Origin of the sequence: Chitinophaga sp., from assembly GCF_039596455.1 — a bacterium.
Classification (GTDB): domain Bacteria; phylum Bacteroidota; class Bacteroidia; order Chitinophagales; family Chitinophagaceae; genus Chitinophaga.
Map to the genome: position 1 here is coordinate 91120 of NZ_JBCNJR010000003.1, position 16439 is coordinate 107558.

The 16439-nt window shown below is 55.0% G+C and carries 11 protein-coding genes; 1 reads left to right on the forward strand and 10 read right to left on the reverse strand.

The window, feature by feature from the left end; genetic code table 11:
- Nucleotides 1-44 precede the first annotated feature (44 nt).
- A complete protein-coding gene (locus tag ABDW36_RS13285; RefSeq protein ID WP_343702393.1) occupies nucleotides 45-827 on the reverse strand; it encodes a hypothetical protein in 783 nt (260 codons plus the stop codon).
- A gap of 411 nt (nucleotides 828-1238) precedes the next feature.
- Between ABDW36_RS13285 and ABDW36_RS13290 the strand changes: the two genes are divergently transcribed.
- Entirely contained in the window at nucleotides 1239-2516 is a 1278-nt protein-coding gene (locus ABDW36_RS13290; protein WP_343702394.1) for a TCR/Tet family MFS transporter, read from the forward strand.
- Between the two features lie 71 nt (nucleotides 2517-2587).
- Here ABDW36_RS13290 and ABDW36_RS13295 read toward each other — a convergent pair whose 3' ends face one another.
- The 9 genes from ABDW36_RS13295 to ABDW36_RS13335 all read right to left on the reverse strand — a co-directional run bounded on the left by ABDW36_RS13295 (nucleotide 2588) and on the right by ABDW36_RS13335 (nucleotide 16407).
- Complete coding sequence (locus ABDW36_RS13295) at nucleotides 2588-4132, reverse strand: sulfatase (RefSeq protein ID WP_343702395.1); 1545 nt, start codon at nucleotides 4130-4132, stop codon at nucleotides 2588-2590.
- A complete protein-coding gene (locus tag ABDW36_RS13300) occupies nucleotides 4129-5523 on the reverse strand; it encodes an alpha-L-fucosidase (RefSeq protein WP_343702396.1) in 1395 nt (464 codons plus the stop codon). Before ABDW36_RS13300 ends, ABDW36_RS13295 begins: the two co-directional genes overlap by 4 nt.
- The gene (locus ABDW36_RS13305) at nucleotides 5504-6955 is read right to left on the reverse strand and encodes a RagB/SusD family nutrient uptake outer membrane protein (protein WP_343702397.1); all 1452 of its coding nucleotides are present in this window, start codon (nucleotides 6953-6955) and stop codon (nucleotides 5504-5506) included. The genes ABDW36_RS13300 and ABDW36_RS13305 overlap by 20 nt, the downstream gene beginning before the upstream one ends.
- A gap of 24 nt (nucleotides 6956-6979) precedes the next feature.
- Complete coding sequence (locus ABDW36_RS13310; RefSeq protein ID WP_343702398.1) at nucleotides 6980-10045, reverse strand: TonB-dependent receptor; 3066 nt, start codon at nucleotides 10043-10045, stop codon at nucleotides 6980-6982.
- Nucleotides 10046-10151: 106 nt separating this feature from the next.
- Complete coding sequence (locus tag ABDW36_RS13315) at nucleotides 10152-11183, reverse strand: FecR domain-containing protein (protein WP_343702399.1); 1032 nt, start codon at nucleotides 11181-11183, stop codon at nucleotides 10152-10154.
- A 39-nt stretch (nucleotides 11184-11222) separates the two neighbouring features.
- Nucleotides 11223-11750 (reverse strand): sigma-70 family RNA polymerase sigma factor, encoded by a 528-nt coding sequence (locus tag ABDW36_RS13320; protein WP_343702400.1) that lies wholly within the window; start codon nucleotides 11748-11750, stop codon nucleotides 11223-11225.
- Nucleotides 11751-11857: 107 nt separating this feature from the next.
- Nucleotides 11858-12856, reverse strand: coding sequence for a 2-hydroxyacid dehydrogenase (locus tag ABDW36_RS13325; protein ID WP_343702401.1), 999 nt, complete (start codon nucleotides 12854-12856; stop codon nucleotides 11858-11860).
- A gap of 185 nt (nucleotides 12857-13041) precedes the next feature.
- Nucleotides 13042-14184 carry a cellulase family glycosylhydrolase gene (locus ABDW36_RS13330; RefSeq protein ID WP_343702402.1) on the reverse strand — a complete coding sequence of 381 codons (1143 nt, stop codon included), beginning with the start codon at nucleotides 14182-14184 and terminating at the stop codon, nucleotides 13042-13044.
- 81 nt (nucleotides 14185-14265) lie between these two features.
- A complete protein-coding gene (locus ABDW36_RS13335; protein ID WP_343702403.1) occupies nucleotides 14266-16407 on the reverse strand; it encodes an outer membrane beta-barrel family protein in 2142 nt (713 codons plus the stop codon).
- Between the last annotated feature and the right edge of the window lie 32 nt (nucleotides 16408-16439).

The following is a 16439-nucleotide window of genomic DNA, read 5'->3' on the forward strand; positions in this document are numbered from 1 at the left end:
CAAATATAAGAAAATCTTTTCCGCCATGTTACAGCCGGTACTGCCTAGAACACCGCAAGAACCTTGGCGCCGCCTTCGCCCTTTATCACTTCCACTTCCCCGAAGCGGTCAGGCATCCCCATCTCAATGCCGATACCCAGCACCAATGATACACCCGGCGGTACGGGCATATCCATCTTCATGGCTATGCTTTCTTCCGCCAGCGAAGCGTCTTTATGCTGCCATTCTGAAAAAGCAAACTTCGTGGCGCCCGCCTCCCTGCACTCAAAGCCACGGGCACCAAACTGTACATCCGCCGCAGGCCCCAGTGACAATACAAAGCGGTAGAACGGGGACTTCCATGGGAGGCAAACGTTCACGCCCGGCTCCCGCCGGGGAATAGTTACCGTTGAGGCGGCCTCTTCCCTGGAGGTTTGTACGGCCACAGGGTGGCGCATCAGCCCGTCAAAGGGATGGTTGATGTTAAAATTGAAACCCGTGAGCATATGGGGCAAGCGGGAAAGGAACACACCTCTTTCTCCCCGTTCGCCTATTTCGTCCAGCTCCTGCATTTTTTTGGCCAGCTTGACAAGCGCACCGGTAAAATTGGGATCTCCCAGGTGCAGAACAGGGTACGCGGCATCCCGCACGCCTGCCACAAACATATTGCAGGCGGCAAACTCCGCATTGTTCTCCCGCGTTCTTTCATACTGGTACAATGTTCTGATCTGCTCTTTGGAGGGGCCTTTGGCCTGTCTTATAATGATCTTGTCAGAACCTTTCCTGGTGTAAGCCGTGAATTTGCCCATGCGGCCGGTGAAGCCAAGCGGGCCTTTAAGAATTCCCATAGTAATGTTGTTGTTTTGTTGGTTAACTGTTTATGATACGTCTATGCTAAATAGGCAGATAATGGTTATTCAACCGGGAATACGTTGCCCTTATAAGGGGCGGCGCATACCCGGCGGAAAGGCGGTGCATAGGCGGCACAAAGGCGGCTGACAATAAATGGAAGATAAAGAAAAAAACGGCAGCGGACAAAGGTTTTAACAAGAGGACCGCGAAGGAATACTAAAGACGCAAACATATTTGCAAAAAAAGCCTTCCTGCTGCTGACATAGGGCTGTCAATTTTCTCTTCTACATTTGTAACAGTAACAGGGAGGCAACCGTTTTACGGCCGCAAAAGACCCACAAATTGTCGTTTTTGCTCCCCTTGCGGACGGGAAATTGACTGTAAGTTTGAACTTGTAAATCCAATATATGCAACCTAACAAAAAAGGAGCCCTGGGCTTTATTTTCGTAACACTTTTAATTGATGTCATGGGCTGGGGCCTTATCATCCCCGTCATGGCAGACCTGATTGCCCAGCTGAAAGGCATCCCGGTCAATGAGGCGAGCACCTACGGCGGCATACTGCTGTCTGTTTTCGCCATTATGCAGTTTGCCTGCGCCCCGCTGATAGGTAACCTGAGCGACCGTTACGGCCGCCGCCCCATTCTGCTGCTGTCCCTGCTGGGTTTCGGCATAGACTACATCATTCTGGCCCTGGCGCCTACTTACGGCTGGCTGTTTGCCGGGCGCATCATTGCCGGCATTACCGGCGCCAGCTTCACCACTGCTTCCGCCTATATTGCGGACGTGAGCCCCGATGAGACTTCCCGCGCCAAAAACTTCGGTATGATAGGTGCGGCCTTTGGGCTGGGTTTTGTACTAGGCCCCGCGCTGGGCGGCCTGCTGGCCAACTGGGGCATCCGCGCGCCGTTTTACGCCGCGGCGGCGCTCTGCCTTATCAACTGCCTTTACGGGTACTTTCTGCTGCCGGAATCTCTCAGCAAAGAGAACCGCCGACCGTTTGAATGGTCACGCGCCAACCCGCTGGGCTCCCTGCAGTTCCTGGGCCGCCACCCCGAGATTGCCGGTCTGGCAGCCAGCTTCTTCCTGATCTACCTGGGCGCCCAGGCGGTACAGGGCAACTGGAACTTCTATACCATTTACCGCTTCAACTGGAGCGAGGGCATGGTGGGTATTTCCCTGGCCGTAGTGGGCGTACTGGTAGGCGCTGTACAAGGCGGGCTTACCCGAGTAGTGGTGCCGAAGCTGGGGAACGAAAAAAGCATTTACTGGGGCCTGGGACTCTATGCACTGGGCATGCTGCTGTTTGCCTTTGCTACGGAAAGCTGGATGATGTTCGCCTTCCTGGTGCCTTACTGCCTGGGCGGCATCTGCGGGCCTTCCCTGCAATCCGTGATCTCCGTGCATGTACCGGCCAACCAGCAGGGTGAGCTGCAGGGCGCGCTCACCAGCCTCATGAGCCTCACTACTATTTTCGGGCCGCTTATCATGAACGGTTCCTTTGCATACTTCACCTCGGCCAGGGCGCCGTTCCAGTTCCCCGGTGTTCACTTTGTACTGGGTACGGTGTGTATGGTACTGAGCATCGTGATCATCAACCGCGTGTTCAACCGGGAGAAAAAGGAGCAGCCGGACCTTGCGGAGATGGTCAAAGGTGCGGGCGTGGGAGACGTGCCGGCGCATTGATCAACAATACTTCTTCATACAAAAAAGCACCCGTTCTGTGAGCGGGTGCTTTTTTTATGTTATAGTTACAATTATCTGGAACCCTCCGCCACCGCATCAGGGTACGGAACGGTTTTACCTGTGCTGATGTACGTGGGCAGCTGCGCATTGTACGCTTTCAGCCGCGCGGTCAGCAAACGGGCCATTTCCTTTGTTTTGGCCGGTTCTTTGGCGGCAAGGTCATGCTCTTCTTTAATGTCATTTTCCAGGTTGTATAGTTCCAGCCGCTGTTTTTTATGGAAATAAAGGAGCTTCCATTTACCCTGGCGGATGGCGGTGAGAAAAGAATTGTCTTCTCCCAGGTTGCCGCCGGCCCAGTTGTTGGGATAGTTCCATACCAGGGTGCGCTGATCATCCCGCAGGCGGTTGTTGCGCAGGTTTTTGACAAAGCTGCGGCCGTCCAGCTTCTGTACGGTTTTGTATTTTTTTATGCCGGCCATTTCAAGAATGGTGGGGTAAAAATCTTCTATGATCACGTACTGGCTGTTGACGCTGCCGGGCGTGGTCACCCCGTTCCACCGTACCATCATGGGCTCCCGGATGCCGCCTTCGTACAACGAGCCTTTGCCGCCTTTCAGCGGGTAGTTCTGCGTATTGTGGCCACCCTGGCGGGGCGGGTGGGAATAACCGCCGTTGTCTGACATAAAGATCAGGATGGTGTTATCTGTAAGGTGGTTGGCATCAAGATAGTCCATGATGTCACCCAGGCTTTTGTCCATGCCTTCCAGCAAGGCCGCATAGGCCGCTTCCGGGCGGGGCAGTCCCCGGTCAAGGTACTTTTGCAGAAAACGCGGGTCTTCATGGAAAGGCAGGTGTACGGCGTAATGCCCCATGTAGAGGAAAAAGGGCTGCTGTTTGATGCGGGCGGTGTCCATAGCCAGCATGGCCTCTTTTGTGAGCGCTTCAGACAGGAAAATGTTCTGGCCGTAGTACTTCTGCATGCCCGGCATGTCTGCCTGTATGATGTATTTCTCCGGGTTGTAGCCGAAATTCTTTTCCCCGAAGTAGGAAGCGGGGTGCCCGGCGGCGCTGCCGGCTATGTTCTTTGTAAAGCCCAGGTTCAACGGGTCTTTGCCGATGCTGCCGTAAGTGCCGAAATGCGCTTTGCCGCACATGATGGTGTAATACCCGTTCTCTTTCAGCACCTGCGGTAACGGGGTGGCATACACGCTCCGCTCCTGCTTCGCATCCGGCGAAATGCCGTTGAGGTTCCAGGCGGGCGGCGCCAGCAGGGTGTCTTTTGCGTCTGTGCTGGTGTTCCATTTGCTTGTCCAGTTGGTTACCCGGTGGTGGGCGGCGTTCATGCCGGAGAGGAAACTCACGCGGGAGGGCGTGCACACCGAGGTGGCGTAGGCGTTGGTGAACTTCATGCCGGCTTTGGCCAGGCGCTGCATATTAGGCGTATGGAACTTGCGGTTGGCGGTGGTTACGCTGTCCCAGAAAGGCTCCGACGTATCCTGCCAGCCCATATCGTCTACTATGAAGAAAATGATATTGGGCCTGGACTTGTTCTGCTGTGCCGCTGCCACGGTGCTGCAAAGGAGCAGGGCGGCCGTTATTCTTAAAACGATGTTCATTGTTGTATAAAATAAGTTTGAAATACTGTAATGTTTGGCTCTCCACGGGCTTCCGTTACCCGCAGCCTTACGGCGCGGGCGTTCACCGCGGGAAACGAGGCAATATGTTTGTTGCCGATGGCCGTGCCGCTGTATACCTGCCGCCACCCGCCGGTGGTCTTCACCTCAACAACGAAAGACAAAATACGTTCTCCTGCGGAAATATCCTCACTGATCATCACCTGGTTAATATGGCGGGCAGGCCGGATAGCAGCCTCCAGTGTTCTGCCCGCCCCCTGTACATTTGTAACTGGATGAGCGTACCGCTCCTTCACCGCGTTACCGAACTCCCGCAGGCAGCGGGCGTCCGCTTCCGGCACCAGGCCCGCCGTATCTGGCGTAACGCCCAGTATTAGCGTAGCATTGCGGCCCACAGACTGCTCATACATGGCCAGGAGATCTGCCAGCGGGTAAATGCTGTGCTCATCTCCCGGCTCCCAGAACCATTCATGGCGGCCGTTATAACCGCGGAGGGGAGCGTCTGCCATGGCAGGCAGCCAATACTTGCCTTCCTTGTCCCCATGCTTTGCCAGCTCAAATTTGTTCTCTGCAATGCGGGGGTAGCGGGCGGTGAGCATGCTGGGGTACGGGAATGAAGACCAGCAGGGATACCCTACCGTACCGGTTTCCGAACCTCCCCAACGCGCGTCAGACCGCTGGCCGTTCCAGTAAAAGAGTGCGCCCGGCTGGTGTTTTTCCACAACAGGCAGTACATCCGGCGCGCCATCTGCAGGGTCTGACGCACCGCCGTCAAACCATATCTCGAACAGCGGGCCGTAGCGCGTGCACAGCTCTTTGACCATGCCTTGGCACATGCGGTTATAGTAGGCCTGGCGGGCGCTGCGGAAGCGGCTGGAATCTCCCTGTACCTTGAAATCATGCACGCCCATAAAAGCGTTCCAGCGGATGCCGATGTACAGGCCGGGTGCTATGCCGAATTTGCGGCAGGAGGCCACAAAATCCGCTACAATATCTCCTTTCCCATCACGCCACTTCACCGCCTTCAAGCAGAAAGGGTTTACATCAGACTGATAGAGGGCAAAACCCGTTTCGTGCGTAACCGTCAGGATGGCAAAGCGGGCGCCCGCATCTTTGGCCGCCTGCAGCCATTGGTCTGTATCCAGGCTGGCGGGATGGAAGATGTTATAGTCCGGCACGGGGGTGATGCGGTTGCCACCCTGTGTGTATTTTTTCCCGTCAAACACATGCAGGTCATAGTGGAACACCACGCCCAGCTCCGCCCGCTGCCAGGCCAGCTGCGCGGGCGTGGGGCGCGGCTGGGCCATGGTTATGGTTGCCAGCAACAGGCCGCCTGCCAGGCATGAGATGGCCTTACTGAACATATCCTTCATTCTGCTCCAGGTTCTTGTTTGCTTCTATCTCCCTTTGCGGGATCGGGTATAGCACATGCCATGGCTTGGCGTTCATGCCCCTTGCCTGTGCGCCGGAAATGAATTGGCCCATGCGGATGAGGTCTTCCCTCCTTTTGCCTTCGCCCACAAATTCCCTGGCACGTTCTGCCAGTATAAAATCACGCAGCGCTTCCCTGGAGCCGTAGCCGGCCAGCGTAATGAGGCTGGCGCTGGCCCGTGCGCGCACTTCGTTTACCAGGTCAATGGCCGGCTGGGTGGGCCCGTTCAGCTCGTTCAGGCTTTCCGCCAGCGCCAGCAGGATGTCTGCATAGCGGATGTAGGGAATATCATTCCCCATGGCGTCAGACTGGCCGGCAGGGTCTGGCACATATTTGAAAGAGCGCGCATTGTTCAGCGCGGCGCCTGCGGCGTTGCGGTTCATCCGGATGGTAACGCCGCTGGTGTTGGTGTATTCCCTGAGTATCATTTTCAGCCGTTCATCTGCCGGCTCGAAGGAGTCTACAAAGCTGGTATACAGCCTGAACTGCGCTCCGAAGATGATCCAGTTGGGCAGAATAGGATACGCCGGCGGGAACGTGTGCGCCATGGTAATATTGCCATAACCGCTTTGGGCAATACAGGGGAATGCAAAAATATACTCGCTGTTATTTTCATTTTCCACGGCAAAAAGGCGGCTTACATCGTCAAACAAGCTATATGCTTTCAGGGCGCGTATCTCTTCGGCCACATCCGCGCAGGCCTGCCACATCTTTTTGTTCAGGTAAAATTTGCAAAGTACGCCCAGCGCCGCACCCCTGGTAGCCTTGCCCCGTAGTGACTGCTGTACCGGCAGGGCGCCGGCGGCGGCTTTCAGCTCGTCTATGATGAATGTTGACATTTCCTCATCTGTTGCCCTGAACGCGCCGGGATCTACATTTTTTGCCGTGGTGATCAATGGTACAGGGCCAAACAGGTTGTACAGGTAAGCATAGGCCGTGGCGCGTATGAACCGTGCCTCCGCCACCAATGCGTTCAGCTTTGCAGGCGGTATGGCCGTGGCGGCGTCTTTATTGTCCAGCAGCACGTTGCTGTTGCGGATGGCGCGGTAAGCTTTGCTCCAGGCGGTGTTTAAAAAACCGTTGGTGGGGTTCCAGGTGAAGGTAATGAACTCCTTGGCCTGCGCTTCAAAGCCGCCGCCGGTCTGCAGCATCACATCGGTACAAAATTCCCCGAAGCAATAAACGTCGTTGCGGTGATCGTAACCCCTTATCTGCAATTCTGCATAGGCGCTGTTCAACACCTTCTCAAAACCATCTACAGAATTGGCGAACTGCGCGGGGTCATATTCGGTATAAATATCTTCCTTCAGAAATTTAGTGCAGGCAGAGCATGTCAGCAGCGCTGCAAATATGATCGGTATCGTGATTTTCATGTGTTGACTTTTTACGGTGCCGGTTTAGAAATTAAGCTTGAGGCCAAGACGGTATACTTTGGACAGCGGGTAGCTGTTCTGCGCCACGCGGGCTATCTGGCCGCCTCTTGAGTTAGCGTCCGGATCATATCCGTTGTATCCCGTAATGGTGAACAGGTTGTCTGCGGCCAGGTAAGCGGATATGCTTTTCAGCGTCCGGCTTTCCAGCGGCAGCGTATACCCCAGCGTGAGCGTTTTCAGCCGTACAAACGACACGTCTTCTACCGTATAGCTGTTCACCGAATACTGCCCGCCGTAGGTAGAAGCGTTGATACCGGAGGGATAGCGCGCGTTGGGATTTTGCGGCGTCCACCGGTCCAGGTAATATTCTGCCATGTGGTTCCGCTGGAAGTTGATGGGATAGATAGACTCTATGACGTTGGCATCCAGCGCATGCATGCCGTGCACGCCCAGCACCAGCGCGTTCAGGGAAAAGTTCTTCCAGGTGAACGTGTTGGTAAAGCCCCAGGTGTATTTGGGCAGGGAGCTGCCCAGCACAACGCGGTCGTCTGGCGTAATGGTCTTGCTGCCGTTCTGGTCCTTAAACCGCGGAGAGCCCGCTTTGGCGCCCGGCTGGCCGGAGGTAGCGGCTTCCTGGTCTGTCTGGAATATGCCGTCTACTTCATATCCGTAGTAAGAGTATACAGGGTAGCCTGTTTGCACCAGCGCAAAGTTGGGCACAAAGGAGAAACCGCCTGTAAGCAGCTGCGGAATAAAATCGGGCAGCTGCGTTACCTCATTGTGCAGGTAGGAAAAGGATACGCTGCTTTCCCAGCTGAAATTGCGGCCGGTGATGTTGCGGGAGTTCAGCTGGAAGTCTATGCCTTTGTTACGTACATTGCCGAAGTTCACCACCTGTGAAGGGAAACCGGTAAAAGCCGGTACGGGTTTGCTGAACAGCTGGTCTTTCGAGTTTTTCACATAAAACTCCAGAGAGCCGGAAATACGTTCCTGCAAGAAGCCGAAATCTATGCCGGCGTTGTACTCTTCCGTAGTTTCCCAGCGCAGGTTTGCATTTGGCAGGCGCGCGGGCTGTACGCCCTGGTACAGGTTGTCTCCGAACACCGCGCGGCCGCCGGCCTCATACGTTTGCAAGGTGGCAAAATTACCGATGGCCTGATTACCTATCTGCCCGTAGCCCAGGCGCAGCTTCAGGTTAGATACCGCGGCGGCGCGCTGCATAAAAGGCTCTTTATGGATATTCCAGCCCACGGCCACGGAAGGGAACAAGGCATATTTGTGCTGGTCTGAAAAACGGGAAGTGCCGTCTGACCGGAAGGAAGCCGTGAGCAGGTATTTATCGCGGAACTCGTAATTGAGCCGCGCCAGGTATGAGTGCAGCTTGTTGGAATTGCGGCCGCTGCTTACATTGTCTCCGCTGATGCCGTCACCGCTTTGCAGCAGGTGGGTATAGGTGATATCAGACAGGAACATGCGCGAGGCCGCCGTAGCAGACGATGCGTCGAAGCGTTCCGCCGTGGTGCCCGCGAGCAGGGAAAAATTGTGGCCTTTTATACGCCTGTCATACCTGGCCAGGTATTCCATCAGCCAGTGGGTATCATCATTATGCGTGATGGAACCAATACCACCGGCAGACTGGCCTAGTTGCGTCATGCGGCTGTTGTAATAATCGCTCCTACTGTTCATCAGGTCTGCTCCTACCCGCGCTGTAAGCGTGAGCCCGCTCACCGGCCTGTAATTGGCCGTCAGCATGCCATAGGTGTTGTTGATCACGGCTTTCCGCGTAACGCCGTAGATAATGGCCAGCGGGTTTTCCAGCGCAATCAGCGGGTTCTGGCGGTAGCGGCCGTTCTCATCAGGCAAGGCGGAAATAGTAGGATCGAAGTTCAGCGCCGTATTGATAGCGCCCGCGTTCTCGTTAATGCCGGTTTCATTGAACGGCTGGTTGTTTACCGAACGGGACAGGTTGAGCGCCAGCGATACGTCAAATTTGTCTGAAGGCGCCAGCTCGTAGTTCACCCTGGCATTATACCGCTCATAATCCGTGTTTTTCAGAATGCCCTCCTGGTTGAGATAGTTGAGCCCCACGTAATACTTGTTGTTTTTGGCGCCGCCGCTGAAAGACACCTGGTGGCTCTGGGCAATGGCGGTTTGAAATATTTCGTCCTGCCAGTCTGTACCTTGTCCGATGGAATCTTTATAACGCTGGGAGAATGGCTCCGGCTGGCCCTGGGCGGCAGACATTTCATTGAGCACCTGCATATATTCCGGCGCGGTGAGCACCCGCATTTTTTTAGCCAGTTGCTGCATGCCCACATACCCGTCGTATGTAATATTCATTTGTCCTGATACGCCTCTTTTGGTGGTGATCAGCACTACCCCGTTGGCCGCGCGGGAGCCGTAAATGGCTGCGGCGCTGGCGTCTTTCAGCACCTGTATGGAAGCAATATCGTCCTGGCTGATGGAAGCCGGGGCCACGCCCGGCAAGCCATCTACCACCACCAGCACGGCGTTGCTGCTGTTGATGGAGCCAGCGCCCCTTACGCGGATGTTCACCCCGCCGCCGGGCGCGGAGCTTGACTGGCTCACGTATACCCCGGCCGCCTTCCCGTTCACCGCCTGCAAGGCATTGTTGTTTACGCCCTGTGTCAGCTCCTTTTCCCCGATAGTAGCCACCGAGCCGGTGAGGTCACTCTTGCGGCGCGTGCCGTAGCCTACCACTACCACTTCATTCAGCGCGGCCAGGCTTGTTTTCATTTTCACGATGATGGAAGTAGACTCGCTGGCCTTCAGCGTGTAGCCGGAAAGCGTTTGGGTCTCATAGCCCATCATGCTGACCGTGAAGGAGTAAGTACCCTGCACCGGCAGGCGCGGAAATACAAAAACGCCCGCAGAATCAGTTTGTGCACCGGAAGTGAGATTGGTAGCACTGTTTTTGGCCAGTACATTCACAAAGGGCATGGCTTTGCCCGCTTCGTCACGCACCACTCCCTTCACACGCCCCGTCTGCGCCTGCGCAGCCGTAAAAAGGCCCAGCAGGAAAAGCAGGGCGGTCATTTGTTTGGTTGATAAAAATTTCCTCCTTTTCATGGAACGGATTTTAAGGTAAAAAATGGGCATAGCTATCCCGGAACACGTCAGGGCGCGTTCAGATAAAGAGTAGCATCAGCTAATGGAATTTGTCAGGAAAAACGCATCAGTTTTTCTGTGCCTTGATAACGTAGTCTTTTTTATTTTTCATAACATTCAGGTTGTTCAGCATTGCAATATCCCGCAGGATGTTCTCCAGGCTGTCTGCCTGGTCTATTTTACCGATGAAGTTCAGGCCTTTCAGGTCTGCCCGGTCATAATAGATCCGCACGTTGTAAATAGCCGCCAGTTGCTCAAACACCTGCTCCAGCCCCTGGTTCTCGAACATGTACCAGCTGTTGACGGATGTGCTCTCCTCCGGCACCGCCGCGTTCTTCTGCACCGGTTGCGGCGCCCTGGCCGGTTGTTTCCTGCGGAGGGCAATGCCGTTTTCAGGGCTGTAGTTGAACTCGTCTCCCGGCAGCAGGATGTACGCGGTATCCAGCTTTGCCAGGGCCGTATCCGCGCTGGCCACCATCACTTTACCTTCCAGCAGCATTACGCTGGTATTGCCGCTCCCCTGCGGGGCCGTTGCCCTGAAGCTGGTACCCAGGGCGGTGGTAGCAATGCCGTTACCGGATACAGAGAAGGGCCTGGCCGCATCTGCCGTTGTGTGGAACACCGCTTCCCCGGCCAGGTATATATCCCGCCGCCCGTTGGCAAAAGCGGGGTCGTAACGGATGGCAGCGCCTGGGGAAAGTTCCGCCACGGAGCCATCTTCCAGGGTATGGCGCATTATTTCTCCGCCCGTATTTTCCACCACATAGCCCGCTGCTGCAGGGCCGGCCGGCCCCTTTTCCCGCATCACCAGCCAGTACCCGGCCAGCGCCAGGGCGCCCACCAGTATGGCCGCGGCGGCCACGTTCCTGGCCAGCTGCAGTATTTTAACCGTGCGTGACGGCCTCACCTCCTGCCATATTTCCTGCCAGTAGCCGTCCGGCTTATCCGCACTACCTTCAGCCCGCGCCCATTCCTCTTCCGGCAGCCATTCTGCCGCCGCCTCCGGGTGTTGTTTCAAATAATCACTCACAGCAGCGGCCTCTTCAGCCGTGCATGCCCCTTTAAAAAATTGCGTAATCAGTTCCCTGGAAATATTCATCCTGATAATTAATACGAACAGGTATCAAAAAACCCTCCGCTACCACCAAAAAAAATTTACAATGGCAGGCAGGTGCTTTCGCAGTTCCTTTATTGCCTTGGCCACATGGTTTTCCACGGCTTTTACGGTGATGGCCATGGCGGCTGCTACTTCCTTGTAGGAGCGGCCGTACAGCCGGTTGAGCACAAAGGCCTGCCTGCGGCCCGGCGGCATTTTGTCGAGAATGCGCTGCAGGCGGCGGTCTACATCCCAGGCCGCGTCTCCTTCAGGGGATGCCTGCCCTTCGGGCAGAATGCCTTTGAATACCAGTAGCTGCCGTTTGCGGAGATAGTCTATGTAAACCGTTTTGGCGGTGTTGAAGAGGTGCTGGTCCAGCGAGAAGGCCGCGTTCATGGAACCGCGGTATTGCCAGAGGCGGAGGAAGGTGTTCTGCAAGAGGTCACGCGCATCTTCTTCCCTGCCTGTTTTCCTGAGAAAGTACAGGTATACCTTATTGCGGAATTGCAGGAAGGCCTGTTCAAACGCAGCTTCGTTCCCCTGTTTTATGGCATTGACAAGTTCCAACACAGGCGTAAAATAAAATATTTTTTTGCAGTTGCAGCAGGCCGCCGTACGGTATTCCCGGCATATTCGCTGACATATGCTATATATCTCCGCAGTATGGGGCCCTGGCCTTACGCCAGCAGCACATCCCTGCCCGGCTCATTCCCCTTGCTCAAACCATCTACATTCCGAAGGGTTACCTCCGCTATCTGCTGCAGCGCCTCTTCCGTGAAAAACGCCTGGTGGCCGGTTACCAATACGTTCGGGAAGCTCATCAGGCGTTGTATCATATCGTCTTCAATAATACTGGCGGAAAGGTCTTTAAAGAACAGCTTTTCCTCCTGCTCGTACACATCAATGCCCAGGTAGGCAATGTGGCCGGATTTGAGGCTTTCTATTACATGGTTGGTATGCAGCAGCGCACCGCGACTGGTATTGATCAGGGTAACGCCCTTCTTCATTTGCCGGATGGCATTTTGATCAATAAGGTATTTGTTTTCAGGCGTCAGCGGGCAGTGGAGGGAAACGATGTCTGACGCGGCCAGCAGCTCTTCAAAAGGCAGGTATTCCACACCCTGTGCCTGCAGGGTGGCATCAGGGTAAGGGTCAAAGGCCAGCACGCGGCAGCCGAAGCCCAGCATAATATTGCAAAAGGCGCGGCCTATTTTGCCGGTGCCTACCACGCCCACCGTTTTACCGTGCAGGTTAAAGCCCAGCAGTCCGTGAAGAGCAAAGTTCTGCTCCCGCACCCGGTTATACGCCTTGTGCGTTTTACGGTTGAGCGTAAGCAGCATGGCCACCGCATGCTCCGCTACGGCTTCCGGGGAGTAGGCCGGTACGCGGCATACGCGGATGCCGTGTTTTTTGGCGGCCTCCAGCTGCACATTATTGAAACCCGCGCAGCGCAGGGCTATTACTTTCACTCCTTTGACTGCCAGCACTTCAATTACTTCCGCGGTCAGCTTGTCATTCACGAACACGCATACGGCATACGTGCCATTATCTACGGCATTGACAATATGCGGGCCCAGGTGGGTTTCCAGGTACTCCAGCTCAAAGCCGTATTGTTCGTTTTCCCGGTTGAAAAAAGTTTTGTCGTAAGGTTTGGCGGAGAAGAAGACGATTTTCATATCAATGAAAATACAAAAATGGCCGCGACGGTTGTTAAAAAAGTACAATTGTACTATCCCCTTGTTTTAAACATTCGGAACTTTGCATGCAAGCATACATTAGACATTCTTCACACAGGTTATAGATCTTTTTTCATTAAACGTGGAATTTATAAAGGCAAACGGCCCCGTTCCCGGGGCCGTATCTATTTTCTGGTGAGCAATTGCAGCAGCTTCCTGTCCAGCTTCTGCCCGTACCAGTCTTCATACACTACATCTTCCCGCCGGGAGTTGAGCACGCCAAAGTCTCCGCTGAATTCCCAGAGCGCAAAGCCGATGCCGTTGCTGCCCAGGATGTCCAGCACATCTCCGAACCAGGCCAGGAAAACGGCGTGCGGTGTTTTGTTCCAGCAGCCGCACTCTCCGCAGTGTACGCCCACGCCTTTTTTCACCAGCTCGATCCAGGGCTGATAGTGTTTTTCCAGCATGGCGCGGCTCAGGTATTCATTCCCTACCTGCCCCGGCCATTTCGGCTCCGGCAGGTTGTCTACGCTTTTGTTGGCCCAGGGCGCCTTGTAATGTGATATTTTGCCCGGATAGTAGCCGCGGCAGCTCTGGGCAATATCCAGGTCTGTAATTTCCGGTATCACGGTAGTGCCTACATTATTACCGTCTGCGATCACAATGCGCTCCGCGTTTTCCTTGCGGATGGCTTCCGCAGCGGCTTTGGCCACCTTGCGGTATACCTGCCCCGGCACGGTGGTGGCGCGGGAGTGCTGGTCATTCATATCTTCCCGCATGGCCGGCTCGTTCACGAGGTCAAAACTGAGCTTTGCGGCCGGTACGGAACGGAAACGTCTGGCCCAGAAATTCCAGTGGAAATAAAATGCTTTCTGCGCCTCCTCATCTTTCCACAAATTGTAAGGCTCATAAAAACCCGCGTTGATGCAGTAGCCCGGCGCGCGGTGCAGGTTGAGGCTCACGTGCATGTTATAGCGGTGGGCCATGTGCACCAGCTTTTCAATTTCTTCCACCCGGCTTTCATCTATCTTGTATACTTCCTCCGGCGTAATGCGTTTGCTGTGGTCAATGGCCAGGTAATTGGGATAGGCCATGGGAATGCGCACAAAGTCAAACCCCCAATCACGCATCCAGCGGAAATGGTCTTCCGGCGTCAGGGGCCGTGAGCGGGCGGGGTTGGGCGAAAAGAAATCCAGCAGGTTGAAGCCTTTCCAGGCGGGCAGTTTGTTGGCGCCGGCGAAAGGTGCGGGCATTGCCCCTGTAGCGGCCGTGAGCCCCAGCCCCGCAGTAAGCAGGCCGGCATGTTTGATGAAAGAGCGGCGTTCCATGAAGGTGGTTTAACGTGAAATTTTCCGGCCGGTGCGGCGGGTTGTACAAGTTAAACAAACAAATCAAATCTTCATAACAGGTCAATTCCCCATCCTGCTCTTTTCATCAGAATTATTGGCGTCTATGCGCTTTTTGGTAAACGCCTTGCCCGCGCTGAAGTTCCACATAAAGGAAATGGCGGCCGTGCGGGTGGGCCTTTTCTGGTAGAAGTCAACCGTGGTACCGGCAAACTCCGTGATGTTCTTTTCCCGGAAGGTGTTGAAGATGTCCGTAAAGCTGAGGCGTACGCGGGCCTTGTTCTTCAAAATCCTGCGGGACATGCCCAGGTCTACGTACCAGATCTCCGACATGCGGGAGTTATCCCTTATGAAAGGCGAATTGTACTCCATGTACAGGTCAAGGTCTGCCACCTTCTGCCAGGTATAGGTGTGCATGGATTTGAAAGAAATAGAGGTACGGGAGATCCGTACCTCATCTATTTCCGTGGTAGCAAAATATAGCAACAAGCCGTTATCCGTGCGCCAGTTTTTGAGGATGGTAAAAGGCGCGCTCAAAGACAATCCTGCCTCGGTATGCCCGGGGTAGTTCTTTGACATGTGCTCAATTACACGTTCCTGAATAGTGCGGGCAGTTTGCGCTATATAGTTAGTGGTAGCTTTAACATATAGGTCTGCCGTGTACTCCCGGTGCCAGGTATAACCTGCCTGTATACTATGTGTGTATTGGGGTTGCAAATTCGGGTTCCCTGCCAGCAGCGCAAAATCGTTCACCTGCAGGCGGTAGGGGTTCAGGTCGTTGTACGCCGGCCGCCTTACCCGCCTTGAATAGTTGAGGTGAATGGAATTGCCCTTTTGTTCCTGCAAGGTGTGATCTACAAATAAAGACGGGAACCATCCGAAATAGTTGCGCGAGATGGTTTCTCCCGTAATGAGAGAATGACCGCGGGACCAGGTTTGTTCTCCCCGCAAGCCCGCCTTTATGCTTGTTTTATTGATCTGTTTCTCATAAGAGCCGTAAAACATCAGCAACTGCTCGCGGTACTCAAAATCATCACTGCCGCCGGTATTTTTCTCCCAGCCTGTGCCTGCATCGTTCTCCGCGTTGATGGTATTGTACCGGTCTATTCTCACGTACTTGATGCCCGTGCGGGCCGCAGACTTGTTGCGGAAGGCACGGGTATAGTCTGCCTGGGCGCTGTACATGTCCGTTCCGCTGGGCGTAGCCGTGCGGATGCCCCCGCTCAGCGCCGTATCACTATAGCGGGAAACCAGGGTATTGGTCTCTTCCTTGTCCGCCTGGGAAAAGTCTGCTATCACCTTCAGGGAGGAGCCCAGGGTGTCCATATTCCAGGCATAACTGAGCGTAGAGCTGCCGAAGCGCGGCGTTCTGACCCATTCCGTAAAGGCATTGCCCGTAACGGGGCCGCCAGGCTTGTTATAATCTATATCAGAATAAAAACGCTGGAAGAGGCGGCTGTTGCTGCCGTTGTGCTGGAGGGTGAGACTGTGGGCGGCGGAAAAATCATACACCAGCCCGCCGCGGTACTGGGCGCGGCGGTTGTTATTGTCCCGCTCGTTGTAGTAATAAATTCGGCTTTTGTCCGCATAGTCTGTAGCGGTGTAGCCGGTATAAAAACTGTTGTCCCTGATGTAGTTGAAACCGCCGAAGGCGTACAGTTTCTTCAGCTTGTAGTCCACAGAAATACCCGCGCCCGCGTAAGGTTTGTTACCCTGTTGTTTGTACATGGCGGATACGGTGCCGGTTATACCTTGCTGGCGGCCTTTTTTCAAGATGATATGAATAATGCCCCCTGCCGAGGCCGCTTCAAACTCCGCGGGCGGGTTGGCCATCACTTCTATTTTGGCAATGTCTTCAGAGCGGAGCGTTCTGAGGTATTCCGCCAGCTCCGGGCCAGACATGCGCTGCACCACGTCATTGATCATCACCGTCACCGCCTGCGTGCCGCTGATGCGTATGTTACCGTCAGGGCTTACCCAGAGGCCGGGAGATTTCTGCAGCACGTCCAGCCCGTTATACCCGTTGGCCAGGGCGCTGTTCTCTATGTGGATGATGTAGCGGTCTGCCTTGCGGGTTACCAGGGGGCGGCGGGCAGATACGTTCACCTCTTTCAACGTTCTGACCGTGTCTTTCCGCTGCGCAGCAGCCTCCGGCGGAACGGCCAGGTATAAACAGGCAAGAATGGCGGTGCAGGCTGCTTTCATACCATAAAACTATGGCAGGCCGCAGGTGCGGC